This is a genomic window from Chondromyces apiculatus DSM 436, from assembly GCF_000601485.1.
In the GTDB taxonomy this organism is placed as follows: Bacteria; Myxococcota_A; Polyangia; order Polyangiales; family Polyangiaceae; genus Chondromyces; species Chondromyces apiculatus.
In genome coordinates, this window is the sequence record NZ_ASRX01000054.1 from 47342 (window position 1) to 70909 (window position 23568).

Annotated in this window: 19 protein-coding genes; 17 read left to right on the forward strand and 2 right to left on the reverse strand. The window is 68.1% G+C overall.

Annotation, left to right across the window (positions count from 1 at the left end):
- Positions 1-17: 17 nt before the first annotated feature.
- The 12 genes from tssA (at position 18) to CAP_RS29335 (ending at position 11130) form a co-directional block, all read left to right on the forward strand.
- A complete protein-coding gene (gene tssA / locus CAP_RS29280; protein ID WP_052376275.1) occupies positions 18-1088 on the forward strand; it encodes a type VI secretion system protein TssA in 1071 nt (356 codons plus the stop codon).
- Positions 1089-1294: 206 nt separating this feature from the next.
- Entirely contained in the window at positions 1295-1795 is a 501-nt protein-coding gene (gene tssB, locus CAP_RS29285; RefSeq protein ID WP_044246956.1) for a type VI secretion system contractile sheath small subunit, read from the forward strand.
- Between the two features lie 38 nt (positions 1796-1833).
- Positions 1834-3321, forward strand: a complete 1488-nt coding sequence (gene tssC, locus CAP_RS29290) for a type VI secretion system contractile sheath large subunit (protein WP_044246957.1) — start codon at positions 1834-1836, stop codon at positions 3319-3321.
- Between the two features lie 137 nt (positions 3322-3458).
- Positions 3459-3947, forward strand: a complete 489-nt coding sequence (locus CAP_RS29295; protein WP_044246958.1) for an Hcp family type VI secretion system effector — start codon at positions 3459-3461, stop codon at positions 3945-3947.
- A gap of 18 nt (positions 3948-3965) precedes the next feature.
- Complete coding sequence (gene tssE, locus CAP_RS45810; RefSeq protein WP_052376277.1) at positions 3966-4427, forward strand: type VI secretion system baseplate subunit TssE; 462 nt, start codon at positions 3966-3968, stop codon at positions 4425-4427.
- The gene (gene tssF, locus CAP_RS29305; RefSeq protein WP_044246959.1) at positions 4424-6223 is read left to right on the forward strand and encodes a type VI secretion system baseplate subunit TssF; all 1800 of its coding nucleotides are present in this window, start codon (positions 4424-4426) and stop codon (positions 6221-6223) included. Before tssE ends, tssF begins: the two co-directional genes overlap by 4 nt.
- Positions 6187-7242, forward strand: coding sequence for a type VI secretion system baseplate subunit TssG (gene tssG / locus CAP_RS29310; protein ID WP_044246960.1), 1056 nt, complete (start codon positions 6187-6189; stop codon positions 7240-7242). The genes tssF and tssG overlap by 37 nt, the downstream gene beginning before the upstream one ends.
- Positions 7243-7261: 19 nt before the next feature.
- Complete coding sequence (locus CAP_RS29315) at positions 7262-8293, forward strand: DUF2169 family type VI secretion system accessory protein (RefSeq protein WP_044246961.1); 1032 nt, start codon at positions 7262-7264, stop codon at positions 8291-8293.
- On the forward strand, positions 8290-9363 hold the full coding sequence (locus tag CAP_RS29320) for a hypothetical protein (RefSeq protein WP_052376279.1): 1074 nt from the start codon (positions 8290-8292) through the stop codon (positions 9361-9363). Before CAP_RS29315 ends, CAP_RS29320 begins: the two co-directional genes overlap by 4 nt.
- An 11-nt stretch (positions 9364-9374) precedes the next feature.
- Complete coding sequence (locus CAP_RS29325; RefSeq protein WP_044246962.1) at positions 9375-9758, forward strand: DUF4150 domain-containing protein; 384 nt, start codon at positions 9375-9377, stop codon at positions 9756-9758.
- Between the two features lie 21 nt (positions 9759-9779).
- The gene (locus tag CAP_RS29330; RefSeq protein WP_044246963.1) at positions 9780-10559 is read left to right on the forward strand and encodes an AHH domain-containing protein; all 780 of its coding nucleotides are present in this window, start codon (positions 9780-9782) and stop codon (positions 10557-10559) included.
- Positions 10560-10572: 13 nt separating this feature from the next.
- Entirely contained in the window at positions 10573-11130 is a 558-nt protein-coding gene (locus CAP_RS29335) for a hypothetical protein (protein ID WP_052376295.1), read from the forward strand.
- 10 nt (positions 11131-11140) lie between these two features.
- Here CAP_RS29335 and CAP_RS45815 read toward each other — a convergent pair whose 3' ends face one another.
- Both CAP_RS45815 and CAP_RS29345 read right to left on the reverse strand, forming a co-directional pair.
- Entirely contained in the window at positions 11141-12391 is a 1251-nt protein-coding gene (locus CAP_RS45815; RefSeq protein WP_052376297.1) for a TIGR02270 family protein, read from the reverse strand.
- A 4-nt stretch (positions 12392-12395) separates the two neighbouring features.
- Positions 12396-14354 (reverse strand): type VI secretion system Vgr family protein, encoded by a 1959-nt coding sequence (locus CAP_RS29345; RefSeq protein WP_044246964.1) that lies wholly within the window; start codon positions 14352-14354, stop codon positions 12396-12398.
- Positions 14355-14559: 205 nt separating this feature from the next.
- Here CAP_RS29345 and CAP_RS45820 point away from each other — a divergent pair, with 205 nt between their 5' ends.
- The 5 genes from CAP_RS45820 to CAP_RS29370 are packed head-to-tail and all read left to right on the forward strand — an operon-like array spanning position 14560 to position 23553.
- Complete coding sequence (locus CAP_RS45820) at positions 14560-16506, forward strand: hypothetical protein (RefSeq protein WP_052376299.1); 1947 nt, start codon at positions 14560-14562, stop codon at positions 16504-16506.
- On the forward strand, positions 16503-17360 hold the full coding sequence (locus tag CAP_RS29355) for a hypothetical protein (RefSeq protein WP_044246965.1): 858 nt from the start codon (positions 16503-16505) through the stop codon (positions 17358-17360). Before CAP_RS45820 ends, CAP_RS29355 begins: the two co-directional genes overlap by 4 nt.
- Before the next feature lie 55 nt (positions 17361-17415).
- Positions 17416-18546, forward strand: a complete 1131-nt coding sequence (locus CAP_RS45825) for a LysM peptidoglycan-binding domain-containing protein (RefSeq protein WP_052376300.1) — start codon at positions 17416-17418, stop codon at positions 18544-18546.
- Between the two features lie 11 nt (positions 18547-18557).
- A complete protein-coding gene (locus tag CAP_RS29365) occupies positions 18558-18917 on the forward strand; it encodes a hypothetical protein (protein WP_156041235.1) in 360 nt (119 codons plus the stop codon).
- Between the two features lie 25 nt (positions 18918-18942).
- Positions 18943-23553 (forward strand): C39 family peptidase, encoded by a 4611-nt coding sequence (locus CAP_RS29370; protein WP_044246967.1) that lies wholly within the window; start codon positions 18943-18945, stop codon positions 23551-23553.
- Positions 23554-23568: the final 15 nt, after the last annotated feature.

Sequence of the window (23568 nt, forward strand, 5' to 3'; positions counted from 1 at the left end):
CCCCATGGAGCCGAAGTATGGCCAACGTTTCCATCGCGATCGATCTCGACCACCTGCTCGCCCCCATCTCGGAGGGCGCCCCCGCCGGAGCGCACCTCCGTTACGAGGGCACCTATGACCGCATCCGAGAGGCCCGACGTGAGGATGACCCGACTCTCCCCCAGGGCGTCTGGGTGACCCGCCTCAAGTCCGCCGATTGGAAGGGGGTGACCGCGCTCTGCGCCGAGGCCCTGGAGCACCGCTCCAAGGACCTGCAGCTCGCGGTGTGGCTCGCGGAGGCGTGGGTGCAGATCCATGGCTTCGGCGGCGTGGCCTCGGGGGTCCGGCTCGTCTCTGCGCTCTGCGATCGTTACTGGGACACCCTGTTCCCCGCGCTCGGCGACGAGGGCCCGGAGCCGCGCGCCAACCTCATCTCGTGGCAGGACGAGGTGCTGGCCCGCAAGCTGCGGCTCTTTCCGCTCGCGGAGATCGGCGAGGACCAGCCACCCTATACCCTCGCCGACTGGGAGGCGGGCCGTAGACCGGGCGCCCCCCCCGCCGAGGGCGCGGAGCTGCCGGGCGCCGAGGCCTTCCTCGCCCGCGCCTCGCTGCTCGACCGGAGCCGCTGGACGTCGCTCTTCAAGGCCGCGCGGGCCGGGCTCGTGGAGGTGGACGCGCTCGAGCGGGCCCTCGCCGCACACATGGAGTCGCCGCCCGTGCTGCACCGCGTCCGCACCGTGCTGCGCAGCCTTGAGAACCTCATCGAGGCCACCATTGGACTGCCGCAGGAGGAACGGCTCCCCGACGTCGCCGCGCCCGCGGGCGGCGCCGACTCCGTCGCGCAGCCTCGGACGCCTGGCGAGGTCAACGCGCCACGCCTCCCCGGCGCCCCCCTCCAGAGCCGCGCCGACGCTTACCGGCAGCTCACAGAAGCTGCCGATTACCTCCTGCGCACCGAGCCCCATAGCCCGGTGCCATACCTCGTCAAGCGGGCCATCTCCTGGGGGAACATGTCCCTCGCGGAGCTGCTCGCCGAGTTCGTCGCGAGCCCCGACGATCTCGTCTCGATGTACCGGCTGCTCGGGATCCGCGGAAGGGACGAGAGCTGATCGTGTGACGCGCGTCGAGGCAGCGCCCGGGACCGCGGTCCCCAGCGCGAGGTGACCGCCCGCGTGGAGCGGGCATTGAAAGGCTCCTCTTCCGGACCGATGACAAGCGACGACAGGACGAAGCGACGACAGAAACATGGCGCTCGGGCGCCGATTCCGCGAGGATGGTGAATCATCCTCCACAGGCCCCGGAGAAAGGATCGACGATGGCAGAGAGCAAGCAGCACTGGCTGAGCAGGAACCGCCCGCCGCGGGTGCAGATCACCTACGACGTCGAGATCGGCAACGCGACTGAGAAGAAGGAGATCCCATTCGTGGTCGGGATCATGAGCGACCTGTCCGGCACCTCCGAGGCGCCGCGGCCGAAGCTCAAGGACCGCAAGTTCGTCGAGATCGATCGCGACAATTTCAACGAGGTGATGACCGCGGTGAAGCCCGAGGTCACCTGCCTCGTCGATGACAAGCTCACCGACAGGGGCGGGAAGCTGAAGGTCAACCTGTCCTTCTCGCACATCGACGATTTCCGGCCCGAGCGCATCGTGGAGCGCGTCGAGCCATTGCGGGAACTCCTGCGCGCGCGGGAGCGGTTGAATGATCTGCTGGCCAAGCTGGAGGGAAATGACGACCTGAACACGCTGCTCAAGCAGGTCGTGGAGGACACGTCGCGGCTCCAGACGCTGAAGCAGGAGCTGGAGAAGGACGGCTGAGCCCCGCGGCGGGCAGGGAGAGAGTGGAGGGACAAGCCATGGCTGAAGAGACCAGCACGCAGGGCACGACAGCGGGAGCTTCCTCGACCGAGGAGATGAGCCTGCTGGATCAGATCCTCGCCCAGGGGATGGTACGAGGCAACGTCGAGTCGCAGAAGCGGCACGCCCGCGACCTCGTCGACGAGTTCGTGAACCAGGTCGTCGACCAGAAGATGAAGGTCGACAAGGACACGGTCGCGTCCATCGAGGCACGGATCGCCGAGATCGACGCGCGCATCAGCGCCCAGCTCGACGCGATCTTGCACCACAAGGAGGTCCAGAAGCTGGAGTCGCGGTGGCGCGGCCTCCACTACCTGGTGACGAACACGGAGACCTCGACGCGCCTCAAGCTTCGCGTGCTCAACGTGAAGAAGGACGAGCTGCGAAAGGACGTCGAGGCCGCGGCCGACTTCGACCGAAGCGCGGTCTTCCGCAAGGTGTACGAGGAGGAGTACGGCACCTTCGGAGGCGCCCCTTACGGGCTGCTCGTCGGCGATTACGAGTTCGACGGCACGAACCCGGACGTCAACCTCCTCACGGAGATGTCGAAGGTCGCGGCCTCGGCGCACGCCCCATTCATCGCGGGGGCCTCGCCCGAACTCTTCGACATGCCAACCTTCGCCCAGATCGGCGTTCCCGGGGATCTCGCGAAGGTCTTCGAGAGCACCACCCTCATCAAGTGGCGCGAGTTCCGCGAGACCGAGGACTCTCGCTACGTGGGCCTCGTGCTCCCCCACGTGCTCATGCGCCTGCCTTACGGCCCGAAGGGCACCCCGGTCGAGGGCTTCCAGTATGAAGAGCAGGTCGGCGAGGGGGATCAGAACTTCCTCTGGGGCAATGCGGCCTACGCGCTCGCCCAGCGGATCACGAACGCCTTCGCCCTCTATGGCTGGTGCGCGGCCATTCGCGGCGTCGAAGGTGGCGGCCTGGTCGAGAACCTGCCGGTGCACACCTTCAGGACCAGCGAAGGCGACGTCATCGCCAAGTGCCCGACCGAGGTGGCGATCACCGACCGGCGCGAGAACGAGCTGTCAGAACTCGGCTTCATCACGCTCTGCTACAAGAAGAACAGCGCGCAGGCGGCGTTCTTCGGCGGAAGCACGGCGAACAAGCCGAAGGCGTACAACCTTCCGGAGGCGAACGCGAACGCGCGCCTCAGCGCGCAGCTCCCGTACATCCTCGCGTCATCACGTTTCGCGCACTACATCAAGGTGATCATGCGCGACAAGATCGGCACCTTCGCGAGCCGCGACGTCGTCGCCAATTACCTCAACAACTGGGTCGCCGAATACGTCCTGCTGAACGACAACGCCGGCCAGGAGACCAAGGCCCGGCTGCCGCTCCGCGAGGCGCGGGTCGACGTCGCCGAGGTGGCCGGCAAGCCCGGGGCCTACCGCGCAGTGGTCTTCCTGAAGCCGCATTTCCAGCTCAATGAACTCTCGGTCTCGATGCGGCTCGTCGCCGAGCTGCCCCCCCCCGCGGGCTGAGCTGGAAACACCGGGGCGGGGTGAGCCGCCCCACGATGGTTGCCCGCACGCATCGCGCCCTGTGATAGGGGTAGATAGCGCGCCTCCGTGGGCGAGCGGGGTTCGATCACAGGGTAGAGGCAGAGGAGGAGAGCGTCATGCAGAATGTCTTCTGGGAGATTGAGGGTATCAAGGGCGAGAGCACGTCCGCACAGGGCAAGGAAATGGTTGAACTCCTGTCGTTCAACCACGGGGTCTCAATGCCGCTCACGGCGGGACCCTCGAACACGAGCCGCGCCAGCGGCCGCGCGGTGCACCAGGATTTCACCGTCACCAAGTACCTCGACATCACCTCGCCGACGCTCAACCTCAAATGCTCGGGCGGCGAGGACATCAAGGCCATGAAGGTGCACGTGTGGAAGGCCGACGCTGCCGGAGCACCGCACAAATACATGCAGTACACCTTCGAAAGCTGCATCGTCACTTCGGTCTCCGTAGGCGGCGGCGCGGATCAGCCCATCGAGACCGTGACCTTCAACTACAAGAAGATCAGCTGGGAGTACGCTCAGCAGCTCCAGACGGCTCCGGGCGGCGCCAAAGGCAAGGCCGCGGCGGCGTGGAGCCTCGAACAGAACACGGGCAAGTAGCGGCGGAGCCTCCGGAGAATGGGCAACGACTGGGGGGCCAACGACGCCGGGCGCGTGCCCCTTTTCGATCGGCTGGTCGACGAGCACCGGTACCAGCGGAGCGAGCCCCGTCCGAAGCGAAGCCTCGACCGCGACGAGCTGCGCGCGTCGATCCACCGCGAGCTCACCCGGCTCTTCGGGACGCGCTGCCCGATCACGGGCGACGTCGCCCTCACCCGGCAGCGCACCACCCTCGATTACGGACTGCCCGATCTCGAACTCGGCGGCCGCGCCCTCGTCAAGGAGGACCGGCTCCGCGTCGCCCGCCTCCTGCGCCAGACCATCGAAGCCTTCGAGCCGCGCCTGCAGCGCGTCGAGGTGGAGCTGCTCGATCGCCGTGACGGCGGCACGCGCCTCGTCGTCGCCATCCGCGCGGTGCTCGTCACCGAGCGCGTCCGCGAGCCGCTCAGCTTCGACATGCCCCTGCCGGAGGGAACATGAGCACGGCCCACAACGACGCGGAGCTGCTCGATCTTTACGCCCGCGAACTCGCCTATCTGCGCGAGCGCGGCGCCGAGTTCTCCGCGGCCTACCCCAAGATCGCTCCCCGGCTCGGCCTGGAAGGGCGCCACTGCTCCGATCCTCACGTGGAGCGCCTCCTGGAGTCGTTTGCTTTCTTGACGGCGCGCCTCCAGCACCGCCTGGACAGCGATCTCCCGGAGCTGACCACCGCACTCCTCGGCGTCCTCTACCCTCCCCTGCAGAGCCCCGTCCCTTCCATGGCGATCGCCGCCTTCGACGTGAAGCCGAAGGACAGCAAGCTCACCTCCGGCCTCGTCATCGAGCGCCACACCCCGCTCTTCGCGGAGGCGCGCGGTGGACCGACCTGCCGCTTCCGCACCTGCTACCCGGTGACCCTCTGGCCCATCGCCGTGGAGAGCGCCGGCTTCACTGCTCCGGAGAAGCTCGACCTGCCCTCCGGCGCCTCCGGGGTGATGGCCGCGCTACAGCTCCAGCTCAGGAGCGGCGGCCCTCCCCTGCGCGCGCTCGGCCCGACACGCCTGCGCTTCTACCTGAACGCCGGCGGGATGGTCGGCTACCGCCTCTACGAGCTGCTCTTCGGCCACACCTTGCGCGTGCTCGTGGCCGACGCGGAGGGCCGTCCCGTCGGCGAGGCCCGCCTGCACCCGGTCGGCTTCGGCGCGGACGAGGACGCCCTCCCCTACCCCACCCACGCGCACGCCGGCCACCGCTGGTTGCAGGAGTACTTCGCCTTCCCGGAGAAGTTCCTCTTCTGCGACGTCGAGCTCGGAGCCCTGCCCGAGGGCGCGGCGATGCAGATCCTCTTCCTCCTCGACCGGCGTCCGCCCGCGAGCCTCGTCGTGCGCGCCGACACCTTCCAGCTCGGCTGCACCCCCATCATCAACCTGTTTCCGCGCACCACCGAGCCAATCCGCGTCGACGGACGCTTCCCCGAGTACCGCCTCGTCCCCGACGCGCGGCGCGAGCGCACCACGGAGATTCACTCCATCCTGCGCGTCACCGCCACCGCTCCGGGCGAGGCCGAGCAGATCGACTACGCGCCCTTCTTCTCCTTCAGCCACCATCGCGAGGGTGCGGGCCCGCGCGCCTTCTGGCACGCCCGCCGCGTGGCCACCGATCGCGAGGAAGTCCCCGGCACGGATGTCTTCCTCTCCTTCGTCGACACGACATTCTCCCCGGCCCAACCCCCCTCCAGGGCCGTGTACGCCTCGGTGCTCTGCACCAACCGCGATCTCCCCGAGGAGATGAGCGCCGGCGTCCGGCTGCAGCCCGAGCGCGGCGCCGCCGTGGGCACCATCTCCTGCCTCACCAAGCCCACCCCCCAGCGCGATCCTCCCCTCGCGGGCCAGGCCCTCTGGCGCCTCGTCTCCAACCTCTCGCTCAACCACCTCTCGCTCTCCGGCCCGAGCGGCCTCGACGCCCTGCGGGAGATCCTGCGCGTGTACCTCCCTGACCAGATCCCCGACGCCGAGCGCCAGATCCAGGGCATCGCCGCGGTCTCCGCGCGCACCGTCGCGCGCCGCACCGGGCCTGACGCCTGGCGCGGATTCTGCCGCGGCACCGAGGTGACGCTCACCTTCGACGAGGAGCAGTTCGTCGGCCAGAGCCCCCTGCTCTTTGCCGAGGTGCTGGGTCGGTTCCTCTCGCTCTACGCGCACATCAACACGTTCACCGAGCTGGTGCTGAAGAGCACCGCCCGCGAGGAGGTCTGGAAGCGATGGCCACCCATGGCTGGGGCAAGGCCGCTCCTCTAGAGGACTGGCTGTTTGCCGAGGGCTACCGCTTCGATTTCTTCCAGGCGGTGGCGCTGCTCGAAGCGCGCGCCCCGGGCACCCGCTCCCTGGGCGAGGGCGCCGAGCCCACGGCCGAAGCGGTCCGGCTCCGCGCCACCCTCGATCTCGCCTTCCCCGAGGCCGACATCGCGAAGGCCAGGCGCCCGGAGCTTCCTGGCGCGCAGCCCGAGCTGACCGTCAACTTCCTCAGCCTCGCCGGCGCCCTCGGCCCCCTCCCCGCGCCCTTCGCCGAGCTGGCCTACCAGCGCGCCGCGCGCGGCGATCTCTCCATCCGCGACTTCCTCGACATCTTCCACCACCGCCTGCTGTCGATCCTTTACCGCAGCCGCCGACGCCACCGCATCGGCCTGGGCATCACCTCTCCCGAGCAGGACGACGCCGCGCGCTACCTGTACGCGCTGCTGGGCCTCGGCCTCCCTTCGCTGCGGGACCGCCTCGGCGAGGTGAGCGACCGCGCCCTGCTCCATCCCGCGGGCCTGCTCGCCCGCGAGGTCCGGTCCATGGCGGGGCTGGAGGCCCTCCTCAGGCACCACCTCGACGTGCCCGTGGAGGGCACGCCGCTCACGGGCGCGTGGCACCCCATCGAGCCGAGCGATCAGACCCGCATCGGCCCGCGGGGCACGAACCGGCGCCTCGGCCGCGAGGCCATCCTGGGGCGGCGCGCCTGGGATCAGGAGGCAGCGTTCGAGCTGGTGGTCGGCCCGCTGCCGCTCGTGCAGTACCTGCGCCTCCTGCCGGCGGGCGACATGCTCGGCCCCCTGTGCACCCTCACGCGGTTCTACGCGGGAGAGATGCTGAGCTTCACGGTCCTGCTCCGCCTGCGCGCCGAAGAGGCGCCAGCGGCGCGCCTCGGGCGACGGCATGGGGCGCTGCTCGGGTACACCGCCTGGCTCGGCGGGAGCCGCAAAGGGCGCCCCATCGTGGAGAAGCGGCTCGGCGGGCTCGCCCTGCGGGGCGCAGCGGCCCGTCGCTCGGAATAGGCTCGGTGCCAGTGCCCCCATGCTCCAGCTCAAGAACACCTCCCCGTTCAAGGCGAGCATGGCGCTCTTCCCCGATGCGGCCGGCGTCGACACCCTCTACGTCGCCGTGCGCGCCACCTTCACCGTGCGCGGCGGCGCCCTTCAGGTCGCCGAGGTACAGGAGCCGCTCAAGCTCGCGGACGAATACTGGGGCGAGCCAGGCGCCTCCAGCCTCAAGCACGCCGCAGACCTCCACCTCGGCAAGCCCGCCACCGACATCGCCTTGCTCGGAGACGCCTGGGCTCCGCGCGGACGCCCCGTCCCTCAGCGCGACGTCTCCCTCCGTATCGGCCCGGTGACCAAGACCGTCCGCGTCTTCGGCGAGCGCACCTGGCGCGGCCCCCTGGACCTGCGGATCTCACCGCCCATCCCCTTCGAGCGCATCCCCCTCGTCTACGAGCACGCCTTCGGCGGTGTCAGCAAGCACGACCCCGAGAAGGGCCCTCTGGAGATCGACTGGCGCAACCCCGTCGGCATCGGCTTCGGCATGCGCAAGGCGCCGGAGGATCAGGCCATGCGCAAGCTCCCGAACCTCGAGGATCCCCGACAGCTCATCACGAGCCCCCGCGATCGCCCTGCACCGGCCAGCTTCGGGTTCATCGCCGCCTCGTGGGAGCCACGGCGGCGCTACGCCGGCACGTACGACGATGCCTGGCAGGAGACGCGTGCCCCCTACCTCCCCAAGGACTTCCAGCCCCGCTTCTTCAACGCCGCGCACCCGGACCTGGTGTGCCCTGGCCACCTCCGCGGCGGCGAGCCGGTGCACGTCGAGGGCGCCTCCGTGGATCCCCTGATCTTCCCGCTCCCCGCCTGCGACCTCGACGTCGCCGTCACCATCGCGCGCGACGTCGCCCGACCTCCGATGAAGCTGCAAACGGTGGTGCTCGAGCCCACGCCGGGCCGACTGGCGATGGTGTGGCTCGGCGCCGTTGGGTGCGACAAGCGCACCCTCAAGGTGAAGCTCGTGGAGATCGCGGTGAAACGGTTGACCCTCGCCGGGGCCCCCCGATGAGCCCTGGAGGTGCCGACATCGTCCGCGTGGGCATGGTCAGCCCCGTGGGCCTGAGCGCCGAGGTGACCGCCGCCGCGGTCCAGGCGGGCATCGCTCGCTTCCAGGCGGGCTCGATCCTCGATCGCCGCTTCAACCCCCTGGTGATGGCGCTCGTCGCCACGCCCGATCTCCCGCCCCTCATCCCCGAGGTGGACGCCGTGCTCGGCCTGACCTCGCGCCAGATGCGCATGCTCCGCCTCGCCGGCCCCGCCCTCCAGGAGTGCCTGGACGGCCTCCCTCCCACACCTCTCCCCCTTCTGCTCGCCGGCCCCGAGCCCTTCCCCGCGGGTCGCCCCGCGCCCATCGGACCTGTCTTCCTGGAGCATCTCGCCAGGCAGTCCGGACGCGCCCTCGCCCTCGCCCACAGCCGCGTCTTCCCCGCCGGCCGCGCGGGTGTCTTCCTCGCCCTCGCCGCGGCGCTGGAGGGCCTCGCGGCGAGGCGATACCCTCGGGTGGTGGTGGGCGGCGTCGACACACTCCTCGACCTGTACCTGCTCGGAACGCTCGACCTCGAAGAGCGCCTCCGCGCCGACGGCGTGTTCGACGGCGCCATCCCCGGCGAGGGCGCGGCGTTCCTGCTGCTGACGCGACCGGGGGCGGGCGACGGCGCGGGCGGCGGCGCGCTGGCGCGGATGGAGGGCGTGGGTGTGGCGGAAGAGCTGGGCCACCGGTACGCAAAGGACACGCCGTACAAGGGCGACGGGCTGGATGCAGCCTTCCGGGCGGTCTTCGCGGCAGCGCCAGGGGATCCGGTGCGCGCGGTCTACGCGGGGTTCAACGGAGAGAACTTCTTCGCCAAGGAGTGGGGGGTCGCCTTCCTGCGGCACAGGAAGCGCTTCGTGGAGGACCACACCATGGATCACCCCGCCGACTGCGTCGGCGACGCGGGCGCGGGACTCGGGGCGATGATGGTGGGGCTGGCGGCGATGGCCGTCGCGGAGGGGCAGCGCGCGCCGCGGTGCCTGGTGTGGGGTTCGTCGGATCTGGCAGCGCGAGGCGCCGCGCTGCTCAGCAAGCCACAGGAGCGATGACGAGGTAGACCATGGGGACGACGGTGTTCGCGAACATGCGTGGCGTGGTGCACAAGGACAGCGGCGGCATGAGCATGGTCATGCCCGATGTGTGCAAGACGCCGGCACCGCCGGCGGGGCCGATCCCGATCCCCTACCCCAACATCGGACAGGCGACCGACACGTCGGACGGGCCGAAGAAGGTGCAGTGCGACGGGAAGATGCCCATGGTGAAGGGGGCCAAGTACGCCAAGTCGAGCGGCGACGAGGCGGGGACCGCGGGCGGGGTGGTGAGCGGGTGCAACCGGGGGGAGTGCGAGTTCATGATGTATTCGTTCGACGTGAAGTTCGAGGGGAAGAACGTGTGCCGGCTGGGGGATCCGCTGTTTCACAACAAGAAGAACATCATGGGTTGAGCGAGCGACCGGAGAACGACGATGACGAACATCGGTGAATCGATTTCGATCCCTTCGGTAGACGGCCCCTGGGAGTGCCCGTTCGAGCACGATGGCCAGAAGCACGAAAAGCACAACATCCTTCCTCCGCCTAACACCAAGAATGATGCCGCAAAGCTCGCCAAGAACATGGGCGAGGAGCAATACTTCCACGTCAGCATCGACGGGAAAGAACACAGGGCGAAGCTCGCAGCGCACCATGTGCTGCCTGGGAACGAATCCTGGCCGCATAGCGATCTGCACAAGTGGGTGAACAAGGCGAACAAGAATTACGTCACAAGCGACATTGGATACGACGTTAATGCCGCCGCGAACGGCGTGAACCTCTGCGACGATGAGTATTACCCAGGGGGTTCGCTCAAGAAGCAGGACTACGCTTACGCATTCATGAAGTCGAAAAATCGCCAGTTCCATGATCGGCATACCGCCTATTCGGAGTGGGTGATCAACCGGCTGAACAAGATCGCGATCAGGCTGGATAGGGAGGTCGCCGGGCGCAGCGGGAAGGGATGCGGAAAGGAGAATTGCCCGCTGGATGGCAAGGATAAAGAGCCTTACGAGCCGCCCTACAACCTGCTGGGACGCCTCTATGAGACGGCAAAAACCATCAAGAAACTCCTGCTCGGCTCTCCGAAGCAATGGAGGATGCCAGTGATGACCTCTCGCTTCGCGGTGATGTATCAGCTCGCGATCTCCGAGGAGGAGGCACGGCAGCAGATGTCTGCAGCGCGGGCGACACTTAAGAAGATGCGCACAGGCTGAGGCCTAGGGTGAAATGTATTACCTTCTCGGCTGCTTCGGTCCCTTGGACGAGGAGCGCGCACGCATTGGCGGTGTGCTCAACACTCCCATCTCGTGGCAGCGAGGCCACCGCTTCGAGGATCCTCCCCCTGAACCCGTACAGGTAGATCTCGACGGTGAGTACCCTGGGGTGCTCGTCCCCATGTTCGACGCCGGCATCCTTCTCTTTTCGGACCAGATGGTGCTTGCCTTCAGGGATGCGGGCGTCAACAACCTGGACCATTATCATACCGTCGTGCGCGACCCGTCCACGAACACGTCGCATTCGAACTACAAAGCCACCAACATCGTCGGCGTCGTCTCGTGCGCTGACCTGTCGCAATCGTCCTGGGAAGCCCCCTCTGGATCGCCACTCATCGACACCGATTTCGAGAGCCTGTCGATTGACGAGGAGCGATCGCTGGACTTGCTCATGTTCCGGCTAGCGGAGTGCATCACGGGAATCGTCATCCACGAGCGAGTGAAGAGAGCACTGGAGCGCCGCGCCATCCCCCACCTCAATTTCTACGATCCGGTGGCGTGGCTCGGCTGACTGGCCGCCTCTACTTCTCCCCCAGCTCCGCCCGCTGCCGGTCGCCGCGCGCCCGCACCTCAAACAGCCCCTGCCGCGGCCGCGCGATGCAGCGCTCCACTGCCGCCGCCTGCCGCGCCGGCTGCGTCCCGACCCGCAGCACCTCCTGCACCCACGCGAGCTCCACCGGCTTTCCCAGCACGTGCCGGCGCCCCGCCGCGAAGTCGCTCCGGCGCCGCGCCCACCACCGCTCCACCGCCGCCGCATCGGGCCATGGCCACCCCTCATCGCCATCCACGGACACATCCTCGTCCTCCGGCGCGTCGCTCGGCCCTGTCTCCTCCAGCGCGGCCCCCTCAAGCTTCTCCTTCACGAGATCCACCCCCGTGATCAACGTCAGCGCCGCCCCCGCACACCGTGCGAGCTTCGGCGCACGCAGCCGCTCCAGGAGCCAGGGCACGAGCGCCGGATCTCCGAGCGCCCCCGCAGCAACCACCGCGACCCGGGCTGCCGGCCCCGCTTCGGGCAGGCGCCTCACCCAGCGCACCCCGGCCAGCGCCCCGAGCCGCGGCATCGCCACCGTCACCGCCCGCTCCCCGGCGGCTCCCCCTGCGGCCGCGATCTCCAGCAGCGCGTCCACACCGCCCCGATCCCCCAGCAGCGCCGCGGACCACGCTCCCCACAGCCGCACCCCCGCATCCTCCGCCCCGAGCGCCGGCCGCACCTCCGCGAGCCGCTCCTCGTACCCCAGCTCGCCCACCGCCCGCAGCGCGCGCGCCCGCAGCCGCGGCTCCTCCGCACGCATCGCCTGCCCGAGCCCCGCCCCTGGATCCCGCCGCCGCACCGCGCACGCCGCGATCCCCATCGCCTGGAGCGCCGGCAGCGCCTCTGCCGCGAGCAGCCCTGGCAGCACCTCGCGCACCTCCTCGGCCGACGCCCACCCCAGCGCCGACACCACCCCGCGCGCGACCTCCGGCGCCTCCATGCCCTGCGCGAGCAGCGGCGCCATCCCCTCCCGATCGTGCCGCGCGAGCGCCAGCACCAGCGCCGCGAACACCTCCCCTGCCCCGCCCTCACCCGCCGCGTCCACCGCAAGCGCGAACCCGGTCTTCCCCCCCCGCCGCAACAGCGCCATCTGCGCCGCGAGCCGCGCATCGAGCTCCGCCAGATCCTTCAGCGTGTAGCGCGGATCTCTCACCGCGCTGGCGCGCTGGCACCAGAGGAAGCCCGCCTGATCGACGGCCTGCCCGAAGACCTCCGCCTCGGTGATGGACACCTGCACGCCCTCAGTTCGCCTTCACCTCGCTGCCCTTGATCGTGACCTTCCCGCCGCCCTTCAGGGTGATGTCCTTGGCGGCCTCCCCCTTCAGCGCGTCGCCGGACTTGAGCGTCATCGCCTTCTCGCTCTTGATGGTCACGCTCTTGGCCTCGATGACGAGGTTCCCCTTCACCTTGAGCACGTAGTTCCCCTTCACGTCGTGCGTGAAATTCGCCTTGTTCGCGTGCGTCTCTGCGCCCTCGACGCTGACGTCCCGTGTTCCCTTCACCGAGTGCGCCTCGTTGCCCTTCGAGACGTCGACCGTGCGGTTGCCCTTCGACACGGTGAGCGAATAGTCCCCCTCCTCGACGGTGGTCGTCTGGTTCTGGGCCACCGTCACCGTGCGGTCGTTGCCCACCGCGAGGGTCTGGTCATTGTCGATGGTGATCGACTGGTCGTGCTTCACCGCAATGGTCCAGTCGTTCTCGACCTCCACGCTCATGTCCTTCTGGGCGTGCATGTACAGCTCTTCGCTGTCCTTCTTGTCCTCGAAACGCAGCTCGTTGCCCGCGCTCCCCTCCTTCGAGGAGCGGGACAGGATGGTGCTCTTCGTCTGCTCACCGGGGAGCCCGTAGGGAAGCGTCTGCGTGGCGTTGTACACCGCGCCGGTGACGAGCGGCCGATCCGGGTCCCCCCCCAGAAAGGCGACGACCACCTCCTGACCGATGCGGGGCAGGAACCAGATGCCCCAGCCCTGCCCGGCCCAGCCCTGGGCGACGCGGATCCAGCACGAGCTGTTCTCGTCCTTCTGGCCGTAACGATCCCAGTGGAACTGCACCTTGATGCGCCCGTGCTCGTCGACCCACATCTCCTCGCCGCCCTTGCCGACCACCACCGCGGTCTGCGCGCCCGGGATCGAAGGCTTCGGCGTCAGGCGCGGGGGACGGTAGGCCTTCTCCTTGGGAAGGGCCTCGAAGGTGTTCTGGTAATCATCGTTGTCCGCCGTGTGCACGACCCCGAGCAGGAGGTACTCGGCGTTCGCGTCGTCCCTGTCGTGCAGGGTGAGCTTGAAGGTGTGGCCAGGAATGAAGGCCCGGCAAAAGGAGGCCCCCACGAGGCGCTTCTGCACGGCCTCTTCGGCCTCGATGCGCTTCGGCGCGATCGCGTCACCCGCGCCCTTGTCAGGGTAGCCGCCCGGGTACTCGAAGAGCGCGAGCTTGGGGTCCTCCCCCGCCGCCTCGCTGAGCAGCGAGGTCTCCGGTGTCTGGAAGTTGTAATCCGTCGCCGCCCAGGCGCCCGCCACCACTTCCTGGGTGAGCTCGCACTCGGTCATGACGTCCTCGTCCCGGGTCGAACTCTCGGCCGCGCTGACGTACCGCACCTCGGCGAGATCCGGGCAGGGCAAGCTGCCACCGCTGTCGTCCGCGAGGACGAGGGTGTGCTTCCCGTCCTCGTGCGTGAAGTAGTAGTAGATGCCCTCCTCCTCGAGGAGCCGAGAGACGAAGTCGAACGCCGTCTCCTGGTACTGCACGCAGTACTCGCGCGGCTGGTAGCTGCCTGTGCACCCGTCCTTGTAGTCCGCGAAGCCGAGGTCATCGAAGACCTGCTTCACGATGTCGGGCACGCTCTTCTCCTGGAAGATGCGGCTGTCCGTGGTCCTGGTGAGGAACCAGAGCCAGGGGTGGACCTCCGCCCGGTAGATGGTCTGCGGCTCGCCGCCCCCTGCGTGCACGCGCCCGGCCTGGCGCAGGCGGGTGACCACGCCGTGGAGGACGCGGGCCCCACCGGCCGAGAGGCGGATGGTGACGGTGACGCCCTGCCCGACCAGGGCTGCAAAGTCGAGCGCCCGCTCCGGAGAAGCGAGGTCGAGATCGAAGCGGAAGAGGCCCGAGACGCGCTCCTCGCCGCGGAGGGAGATGAGATAAACCTCGTTCGCGCCGAGCGGCGTCGCGATAGCGAGGATCGTGTTGTCCTGCGCGTAGGGCATGGGGTCGCGGGGGAGCGGATGGAGCAGCGGGCGGCGTGAGGGGCGAGGGTATCACGGGGGCCAGGGCCAGGGTGCACGGGCAGCGCGAGACGCGAGAGACGGGACAGGAACTCCTGCGCATGGGCGCTTGACGCTTGCCGGTCACTCGGGTCTCCTTTTTTAGGTCAGCGGCCGGTGCGGCTGGCGGCACGGAGGCTCGTAAGCCGTGATCATCCGGCGGAGCGGCGGCGAGCTCCTTCATATCGGTCGGAAACGCCATCACGGGAAGGCCTCCGCGCTGGCCGTGCTCCACCAGATAGCCGAGGCCTCCGGGAGCATGGAGGGCCTGCGCGCCTTGCTCGCTCAAGATCTCTCCGGTGCCCGTGTCGGGCTCATGGAGGACGAGGCCGTGATCGAGGCGCTCGCGACGCGGATCGCGGCGGGCTCGCTGGTGCTGGTGTTCGAGCGCCCTGCGCTGCCTCCCGCCCCGCCCCTCCAGGCGGCCGCGCTTCCGGAGCCGGAGCCCAACCCGGCGCCGCAACCTGTCGAGAAGCACTGGATCGAGATCGAGCTCCGCGCGGAAGAGGCGCCACACGATCCCGTCCCCCACGCGCGCTATGTCGTCGAATTGCCGAACGGGGAGGTCGTCGAGGGCTATCTCGACGAGAACGGCAAGGCACGCCTCGAGGGCATCCCCGCTGGACAGTGCAAGGTGAGCTTCCCGGATCACGCCGAGCCCATCGAGGAGGGCGACGTCGATCTCGAGGAGCCTGAGGAGGAGGTCGCGGAGCCGCCCCCGCCGCTGCGGGAAGAGTGCCAGGTCAGCCAGCTCGTGGTCGCGTGCAAGCACGACAGGGAGCGCAAGAAGAAGCTGACGCTGCCGGCGCCGAAGGGCGTGAAGACGCCCTCGAAGGTGATCGAGGTGCTCGGCGCCTGGGAGGGGAAGGGCGACACGATCCAGGCGACGCTCACGGGCAAGCATTGCAGCCAGCACGCCGGAGAGGTCCTGGTGGTGACGCGCCCGGACGGGAGCACGCTGGCGTTCACGGAGAGCAAGGCAAGCTTCGACGCCTACTACAGCGCTTCTTCCGTGGGTGGGGCCTTCTCCCTCTGGCCGTGGGACAAGAAGCCCGTGGAGTTCCGCCTCGCGCCCCACGCGTGCCACGGCGCCTCCGTGCTCCCGGCCGTCGTCCGCGTCTACCCGGCGTACGAGGTGTCGGTCTCGCTCGGGATCGCGCTGGACGCGGAGAAGCGATCCGACAAGGCGCTCGCCAAGGCGAAGCAGACCGGGAAGGTTGAGCGCCGCGGGCGGCCAGCGCACACGGAGTGGTCCTTCGAGTTCGAGGGGGAGATCAAGTACGGCCAGCTCTCGAAGAAGCTCGGCATCGAGTACGAGAGCAAGCTGAAGTCACTCTCCGCCGTCAACCTGTACGTCAAGAAGGCGATCGACACCTTCTGTCACATCGTCTCGACATACATCGGCCTCGACCTCGTGCTCGAGCTCCCGAACCTCTCCCTGGCCTACACGGGGGGGTTCAAGGAACTCGACGGCTCGCTCCGCGTGGGGCACGAGTGGAGCATCGAATTCGAGGCCGATCCGCTCTTCGGCGCCAAGCTGGAGGCCGATGTCCTGGAGCTCCTGATCAAGACCCTGGGGAAGTTCCCGGCGCTCGCCCCGATCGCCGCGTTCCTGCTCAAGGCGCGGGCCTGGGCCGAGGCGGAGGGGATCGAGATCAAGCTCCTCTTCGCGCTCGCGGGGCGCATCGGCTTCGCGCTGGAGGCGAAGAAGAGCCCCGCGGACAAGCGGGTGCAGGTCGGGGCAAAGCCGCTCTCGGTGAAGGTCGTGGCGAGCCTCACCGCCAAGGCCAAGGCTGCGACAGGCGTGAAATGGTTGATGAGCTTCAGCGCAGGCGCCGAGATCGAAGGGCACACGGGCGTGGCGCTGGGTCTCGGGGTGGAGAGCGACGATGTGGGCCTCAAGGGCAAGCTGGACCTGACGCTGCTCGCCCTTGAGCTGGAGTTCTCCATGTACGCGTCCGGCAAGTTCGAGTGGTCCCAGTCGGAGAGCAAGGCCAGTGCCGGGGGCAAATACACCTTCTGGAAAGACACCCCGCTCTGGGAGCCAGGCGGTTACATCATGAAATACGAAGATCCCGTCGGAGGCGACGCATGAGCGGGCTCGCGACGATGACACCGGGGGGCGCGGGACCACGGCCCTACTACGAGCTCTCCGTGCTCTCGGTCGACGTGAGCTGCGAGATCCGCGTGAACGACGTCCCTGTCTTGCGGCTGCCCTCGGGGCGGGTGGAGACGGCGTTCGACGTCAATCCCTACGTGATCACCGGGATGAACATGCTGAGCCTCTCGGTGCGCGCCGCCCGCGGCAAGGCGGCCATGGGCCGCGGCTCGGCGTGCGCGGTGACGCTGGGGGTCCGGAGCCGTCCAGGCGCGGACGACCTGACCCCGGCCGCGTCCCTGGTCTTCCGTGCGCCGGAGGGAACGCCGGCGGGCTTCGAGGAGAGCCCGGGCTACGGGACGGCGATCCCCCCCTTCGTCCGCCACGCCGGGCTCACCGCGACGCAGCCCTTCCAGCTCGACACACCGTTCCTGCCCTGGTCCTGGACGTCGGCGCCGCCGATCGAGGCCACCGAGGCGACGCGCGCCGCGGTGCTCGCGGAGTACCGCCACATCTGGGAGCTGCTCCGGGCCCGCGACGTGGACGCGCTGGTGCGGGCCTGCGGGGAGCAGGCGCGCGATTACCAGGACGCGTACGGCCTGCCCGACCTCGCAACGGCGAACCGAAAGCTGGGGATCGCGCGTACGCTGGGGGATCCGGAGGTGGCGGTGGAGGACTTCCCGGAGGAGGTGCTGACGATGGAGCTGCTCGGCGACAGGAGGCTCGTGCAGCTCGTGGACGCGGAGGGGAGGAGCCCGCTGCGCCTGCGGGTGACGACCGTGGAGAACATGGTCGGGCGGTTCAACGTGGTGCTCTGCCGGGACGGCGGGAAGTGGACCATCGCGCGGTGAGCGCCTGATAGGCAAGGAGCGCCTGGTAGCGGAGACCTGATCGCGGCGGAGGACCATGCCCACCATCCACGTCGTCCAGCCCGGGGAGAGCCTCTCCAGCATCGCAAAGCAGCATGGCTTCGCCGACTGGCGGGCCCTCTACGACCACCCGGCGAACGTGAAGCTCCGGAGCGCGCGCCCGAACCCGGACCTCATCCACCCCGGCGACAAAGTCTTCATCCCCGACAAGAAGCCGAGCGCGCTCACGGCGGCCACCGACAAGTCCCATACCTTCAAGGTCAAGACGGGCAAACCGAAGAGCGAGACCTTCACCCGCAACCTGACCATCCTCGTCCACGGCGTGAACACCGACGCCGCCTGGTTCGGCCTGGTGGAAGCCGAGATGGCCCGCTACCAGGACGCGATCGACGCCGCCGAGAAGACCGCCGAGCACAAGCTCCGCTACGCCATCGTGCCCTTCACATGGGGCGATTACGAGAACACGTCCCAGGGCGGCTACCCCAACTACGCGGTCGACGAGGTCCACCAGATGTTCGAGAACCCCGCGTTCGGGTACGACCGCATCTACCAGGGGCACGCCGCGGTGCGCCTGAAGGAACTCATCGATCAGGCGAAGACGCTCGGGGCCCAGGTGAACGTGATCGCGCACAGCAATGGCACCCTGATCACCTGCGGCGCCCTGATGCTCGGCACGTCCATCGACAACTTCATCCTGATGGGCAGCCCGCTCGACTGTGACAACGACACCTCGCAAAAAGAGCTTGCCCGCGCGATCACCCACGTGAGCGGCACGGTGACGAACTTCTGGTCCTCGGGCGACGAGTGGGCCTACCTCAAGGGCGGCATCGGCGCGTTCGGCGCCAATGCCGACTACAGGAAGGCGAATCCCGGCATCGTGAACGTGCGGTTTTACAAAGGCGCGGTCATCGAGGGGGTGAAGATCAAGGAGGATGAGATCGACCACTCCGATTACATGCTCGCGGAGCACATGCCCATCTTCTCGAGCTACATCCGCAGGTTCGCCGAGAAGGCGACGAAGGTGAAGCACGACGCCGCAAAGGTCGAGGCGCTCAGGAAGCAGGGCGACTGGACCACCATGTCCTATTACAAGGAGAAGAAGAACATCACGCTCGAATCGCCGGAGATGAAGAAGTACCAGGCCCAGATCGAGGCCATCAAGCCATGAAGGAAGCCGTGATGCCGTACCGTGTGACGGACGTGAAGGACCTCGCGCGGGGGCTCCGCGACACGCTGCTCGAGGGCGCCCCGGGCTTCCTGGAGGCGCTCTACGATGTGGGGAGCATCGAGGACGACAAGCTACGGCCGCTGGTCGCCGCGATGATGGCCGACTCGGCGCGGTTCCTCCAGATGGCGCGGGAGAAGCTCAGGCCCAGATCGGTCGAGGTGGCCAGCGAGGAACAGCGGGGAACGAGCTACGTGGTACGGCTGCTCCTCGACGGCAAGACGACGCTCGAGGTGCTGGTGGACGACGTGTACGCGCGCGAGGGATCGCTGCACACGCGGGACGTGATGCAGATCAAGCTTATCGCGGGCTAGGGGCAGGCGCGGGGGCGAGGCGGCCATGGGTATCGACCAGAAGATCACCAGCGACAATTACATGCAGTCGGCCGGTGGGCAGGTCGTCCGGATCTGGCCCATCGACCGCTATGCCATCCCGTCCAGGCTGACGGATCGTGCGTCGGAGTATCACATCTTGAAGGTGCCGCTGCTCGGGCAGCATTACGCGAAGGCGGGCGGAACGGAGGGGACGGGAGCGCAAGACTGGTGCGGCCGCACCGCGGCCTCGATGACGTACAACTGGTACCAGCTCCTCGAGGGTGGGGACCCGAAGGCGCGCTACATCAGCCACTGGGGTCAGGACAGGGGCTATTATCTCGACCTCCGTCTGCCCACGGGCTCGCGCGCCTTCCACCAGAAACCGGACGACCCTCCATTCAATGAGAAAGTCAGCGGCGTCAAGGTAGGGGCAGGGCTGGAAGAGGTCCTCCAGTGCACATCGAACCACCTGAATGCCTATCCGTCATCGGAGAAGGAACAGCGGGATCGCTACAAGAAGGCCGAGGAGATTGCCGAGAGCAAGCCCAGGGTCGAGAGGGCCTTCAAGCCGATGCTCGACGTCCTTCGGGGGAACAACCCCGTCGTCTTCTTCTCCGGGTTCTCCACCTCCGACAAGCAGCGGGACTCGGCGATCCACATCATCCTGCTCACCGGGTATGCCTACCTCCCCGACACCAGCGGGGCGGAGGACCTCTGGCTCATGGTGGCCAATCCCGCCACGTTTGGCAATCTCGTCCGCATCGACGCGTCGGGGATACCTCCGCTGCTCGTCGCACCGAGCGAATCCAATGACCTGGCCGCGCTGGAGCGCCTCGGTCCACAGCACAACCTGATCCGGCTCGACCACGGCGACTGGACCAACGCGCGCGCCGCGCTTGGCTTGATCCGCGCCAGGAGGCTCTTCCAGCCGAATGAGCGGTCGATCATGCGCTACGACCTTCTCATGGATTACTGGGCCGAAGGTACGACGGAGACCTGGGGCAGGGGCGGCCTGTTCTATTACCGCGACACGCCCATCGAGGCCCCGCCCGAGGCCGTCGAGACAAGCCTCCGGGACATGCCCGTCACCTTCCCCTTCGATGGCGCTGGCGATGCTCCGAGTCCCGTGCGTTACCTCTTCCTCAACGAGAAGCAGCCTGGAGGTGGCTACTACCCGCTCGGTCTCCACCAGAACCTGCACAGCGGAGTGCACTTGCGCCCTTTGAACCCGCCTGGCCCACTTGCGCCGGTCCGCTGCCTCGCGCCAGGTTACGTGGTGGCCACCCGCCTTTCCGAGGCGCTACCGGCGGGCTTCGTGAATGCGGGGGACAATGAGGGCGCAGAGAAACGCGCGCTCGTCCAGGAGATCGCCCAAGGCAGCAATGCGTTCGTCCTGGTACGTCATGTCCTCGATGAGATCCCTGATGAGAATCACTCGGGGGTCTCGAAGACCTTCACCTTCTATACCCTCTACATGCACCTCGCCTCGCCCGATTGGTCGCAGGACGAGATCGCCGCGGAGTACGCCAAGGTGCCCTGGCTGAATGCGCTGGTGAGGCGCCGGAATGGCACCGTGATCGCCATCGATCCCGTGCCTCCGACGACGTACTTGCCCACCACGAAGCCGGAAGAGACGGTCCTCCGGGGGCAGACGCTCGGGATCATCGGCGCGACCTTCGTGAACGAGGAGAAGGTCGATCTCCATCCCAACGAGCCGAACCGCACTGTCGCCGTCTGGCAGGCTCCCGAGGGCGATGTCACGGAGGCGCTCGACGCCCTGGCCTCCGGCAAGGTGCTGACCTTCTGCCGCCCCTCGATCGTGGTCGGACGCGGCGAGGCGCTCGGCTACGTGCAGGCGGCGGACGAGGGCTTCTTGCACTGGGAGATCCTGGCGCCCGCGGGCGAGCCGCATGGGCTCGAAGCGCTGCTCGATTTCGCCACCGAGAAGCTCGGCCTCGGCGCGGATACGTTCAAGCGCTTCCAGGAGAAGACCGAGAACAACTTCTTCGATCCCGCGGACGGCGAACTCGCCGAGCTGCTCGGGATGCTCCCGGACGACGACGGCGACAAGGAAGGCAAGCTCGACCCGGAGTACGATCCCAGCGAGCTGGTGTCGCTCTACCAGGGTCCTGAAGGGCTGGTATTCACCCCAGGGCTCCCGGTCGATCCGCAGGGCACGACAGGCAGGGAGGTGTATCCGCTCAAGATCGCACTGGAGGACTTCCGCGGCGCGATGCCCGCAGGCCCGCAGAAGCTCACCATGCGCTTCGACCCGCCCGATCTACCTGCGCAGACCGTGACGTTCGATCCCAAGAAGGATCAGCTCGAGGTGCAGGTTCCGGCGGCAGCCAGGAAGATCATCTTCGAGACCGCCGATTGCTACATCGAGATCGGATCGACGCGCACGACGCCCGAGGAGGACGGGGCTCTGCTCCGGAGGCTCGCTGGCGCGCGGCTGCGCCAGGTGGTGCTCGCGCACCTCAACGGCTGGAGCAAAGAGGGGCTGCTCGCCGAGATGAAGGCCCGCTTCGAGAGCGACGACAGCGAACTCACGCCCTACGCGGAGGCCACCGCCTTCTGGGCGCACGACGAGGTGTCGGTCGTCGGCGAGGACGGCAACGAGAAGAAACTATTCGCCGACGCGCCCGGAGAGGACCAGCTCGCGGCGAAGACCAAGCTCGCACACGCGCACCCCGTGATTGTCGGCTGGTTGCTTGGCCTCCTCGTCAAGCACAACATCGCGCGCTTCCGGGACGAGTTCCCGCCTGTCCAGGGAGCGCAGGCTGTCGAGAAGCTCCTGTACCTGGGCTGGACTCCGACATATGCCGAGCCCCGACCGCGCAGGGTGGGTGATCTGGTGCACGCAGTGGCAGTCGCCTCGGCCCCGGTCGAGGGCGCCGAGGCGCTCGCCCTGCAAGCCCGGATCGCGGGGGCCGACGCGCCAATCGTCATCGCCAGGCGCCGCTATAGAGAAGGCGTCATCGCCGAGGCGGTCAACTGCCCCTTCTGGGGCCTCGTGACCCTGGAGGTCGCGTCGCAATCCCCGGAGGTGGGGCAGGTGGCGCTCGAAGTCCTCGTGCCGGAGCTCGGCGTCCTCGGCTCGCCGGTGAAGGACCGGAAGGCGGGCACGCACACGCTCACCTTGCATTTCACCGCGAACCCGCCCGTGGCGATCGACGGATTCGTGGTGATGGAAACCTGGACCGTCGAGGCGGGTGCAACGCCCGAAGGGCAGGGCTCCGAGGCGTCCGTCTCCATCCCCATCCAGGCCCGGCGGGCGCTGCCGGCGCAGACCGGCAACCTGCAGTATGACGAGACGGGCCAGTTCATCGTGGCGGCGAAGGACGGCAAAAAGCCAATCTCGACCAACTTCGCCTTCTCCGAGTACCACGCCAAGCGCACGGGCACCGAGGCCTTCCGGGTCTCGCGGGCGCTCGTCGACCTGGTCCAGTCCGTCAGGACCGCCTACGAAGCGGCCCAGAAGAAGGCCACAGCGACCGTTGCTGACAGGAATGCGGCCCAGGTGACGCTCGTCGCGATCGCCGCCGACGGCCTGAGCGTACGGCTCAAGTGCAGCTCGGACAAGAAGGGCTACCACGCGCGGCTGGCCGCCGCGGCGACCGAGTGCGCCAAAACCCCAGCAACGGCCGAGGATCTCGGCGATGAGGTTCGCCTGACGGCGCCACCGCCAGCCGACGATGCCCCACTCGTCGCCACATTCGACGCTTCCGAGGCGTACGGCAAGCTGGTCGCGGAGGCGTCCCTCGGACCGACCCAGGAGCTTCACGTGCGCTTCGGGGTGTGCTTCCAGAATGGAGGGCGGCTGGCCCGGGTCCCCACCTCGGATCAGGCGGGCAAGGGCACCGAGGACGTCACGCGGGGCGCGCTGCGGAGGACCGCGCCCTCGGGCGTGCTTGAGGCCTGGGAGGCAGCTCCCTCGGTGAAGCTGCGCAAGGCCCAGTTCGGCGCGATCCGCACCACCGTCCAGGGCTCCTCACTCATCCTCTCAGCCGCGCTCCATGGCGACGCAAAAGACTGGGCCGCGGCCAAACCTGCCTTCGTTTACAAGGACAAGGATGGCAAGGAGAAGACCCTCGGGGACAAGTCCAGGAACGACAACCTCTTGACCGCGACGATCGCCAGCTTCGGCGACAAGAGCCACGCCAACGCGAAGCTCAGGTTCGAGGCCCGGGTGACAAACCCGAACGCCCTCTTCAACGGAGAGAAGATCGCGATCGAGCCTGTTTCGCTCGATTACGACACGACGCCGCGGCTCGAAAAGCCCCGGCTGACGTGGACCGCGACAGATCTGGAGGTGCGCTGCATGGCCCTGGCGTTCCCGACGTTCAATGTCCTCGAGCTCGGGGTGTACAAGCTCGGCGCGACGGGCGAGGAGGACACCTTGCTCGGGCGGGTCGCCGATTTCGACAACAAGAACCCCAAGGGGGCGAAATACGCGGGCGCTCCGGATGGGCAGGGGCTGCTCGTAGGCCGCATCGGGCGCGCAGCGGTGGCGAAAAGCCTCGCGGAGGGCGATCGGATCCGGGTGGAGCTGCGGCGGAGCGAGGGGAACGAGAAGGTGCTCGAGACGAAGATCAAGGCAGTCAGCGCCGAAACCACGGTACCGGCGGCGTAGGATCGAGGAGAAGGC

Excerpts from the sequence above, each read along its gene's own strand:
- tssA (WP_052376275.1), top strand. The coding sequence starts at position 18 with ATGGCCAACGTTTCCATCGCGATCGATCTCGACCACCTGCTCGCCCCC.
- tssB (WP_044246956.1), top strand. The coding sequence starts at position 1,295 with ATGGCAGAGAGCAAGCAGCACTGGCTGAGCAGGAACCGCCCGCCGCGG.
- tssC (WP_044246957.1), top strand. The coding sequence starts at position 1,834 with ATGGCTGAAGAGACCAGCACGCAGGGCACGACAGCGGGAGCTTCCTCG.
- CAP_RS29295 (WP_044246958.1), top strand. The coding sequence starts at position 3,459 with ATGCAGAATGTCTTCTGGGAGATTGAGGGTATCAAGGGCGAGAGCACG.
- tssE (WP_052376277.1), top strand. The coding sequence starts at position 3,966 with ATGGGCAACGACTGGGGGGCCAACGACGCCGGGCGCGTGCCCCTTTTC.
- tssF (WP_044246959.1), top strand. The coding sequence starts at position 4,424 with ATGAGCACGGCCCACAACGACGCGGAGCTGCTCGATCTTTACGCCCGC.
- tssG (WP_044246960.1), top strand. The coding sequence starts at position 6,187 with ATGGCCACCCATGGCTGGGGCAAGGCCGCTCCTCTAGAGGACTGGCTG.
- CAP_RS29315 (WP_044246961.1), top strand. The coding sequence starts at position 7,262 with ATGCTCCAGCTCAAGAACACCTCCCCGTTCAAGGCGAGCATGGCGCTC.
- CAP_RS29320 (WP_052376279.1), top strand. The coding sequence starts at position 8,290 with ATGAGCCCTGGAGGTGCCGACATCGTCCGCGTGGGCATGGTCAGCCCC.
- CAP_RS29325 (WP_044246962.1), top strand. The coding sequence starts at position 9,375 with ATGGGGACGACGGTGTTCGCGAACATGCGTGGCGTGGTGCACAAGGAC.
- CAP_RS29330 (WP_044246963.1), top strand. The coding sequence starts at position 9,780 with ATGACGAACATCGGTGAATCGATTTCGATCCCTTCGGTAGACGGCCCC.
- CAP_RS29335 (WP_052376295.1), top strand. The coding sequence starts at position 10,573 with ATGTATTACCTTCTCGGCTGCTTCGGTCCCTTGGACGAGGAGCGCGCA.
- CAP_RS29345 (WP_044246964.1), bottom strand. The coding sequence starts at position 14,354 with ATGCCCTACGCGCAGGACAACACGATCCTCGCTATCGCGACGCCGCTC.
- CAP_RS29355 (WP_044246965.1), top strand. The coding sequence starts at position 16,503 with ATGAGCGGGCTCGCGACGATGACACCGGGGGGCGCGGGACCACGGCCC.
- CAP_RS45825 (WP_052376300.1), top strand. The coding sequence starts at position 17,416 with ATGCCCACCATCCACGTCGTCCAGCCCGGGGAGAGCCTCTCCAGCATC.
- CAP_RS29365 (WP_156041235.1), top strand. The coding sequence starts at position 18,558 with ATGCCGTACCGTGTGACGGACGTGAAGGACCTCGCGCGGGGGCTCCGC.
- CAP_RS29370 (WP_044246967.1), top strand. The coding sequence starts at position 18,943 with ATGGGTATCGACCAGAAGATCACCAGCGACAATTACATGCAGTCGGCC.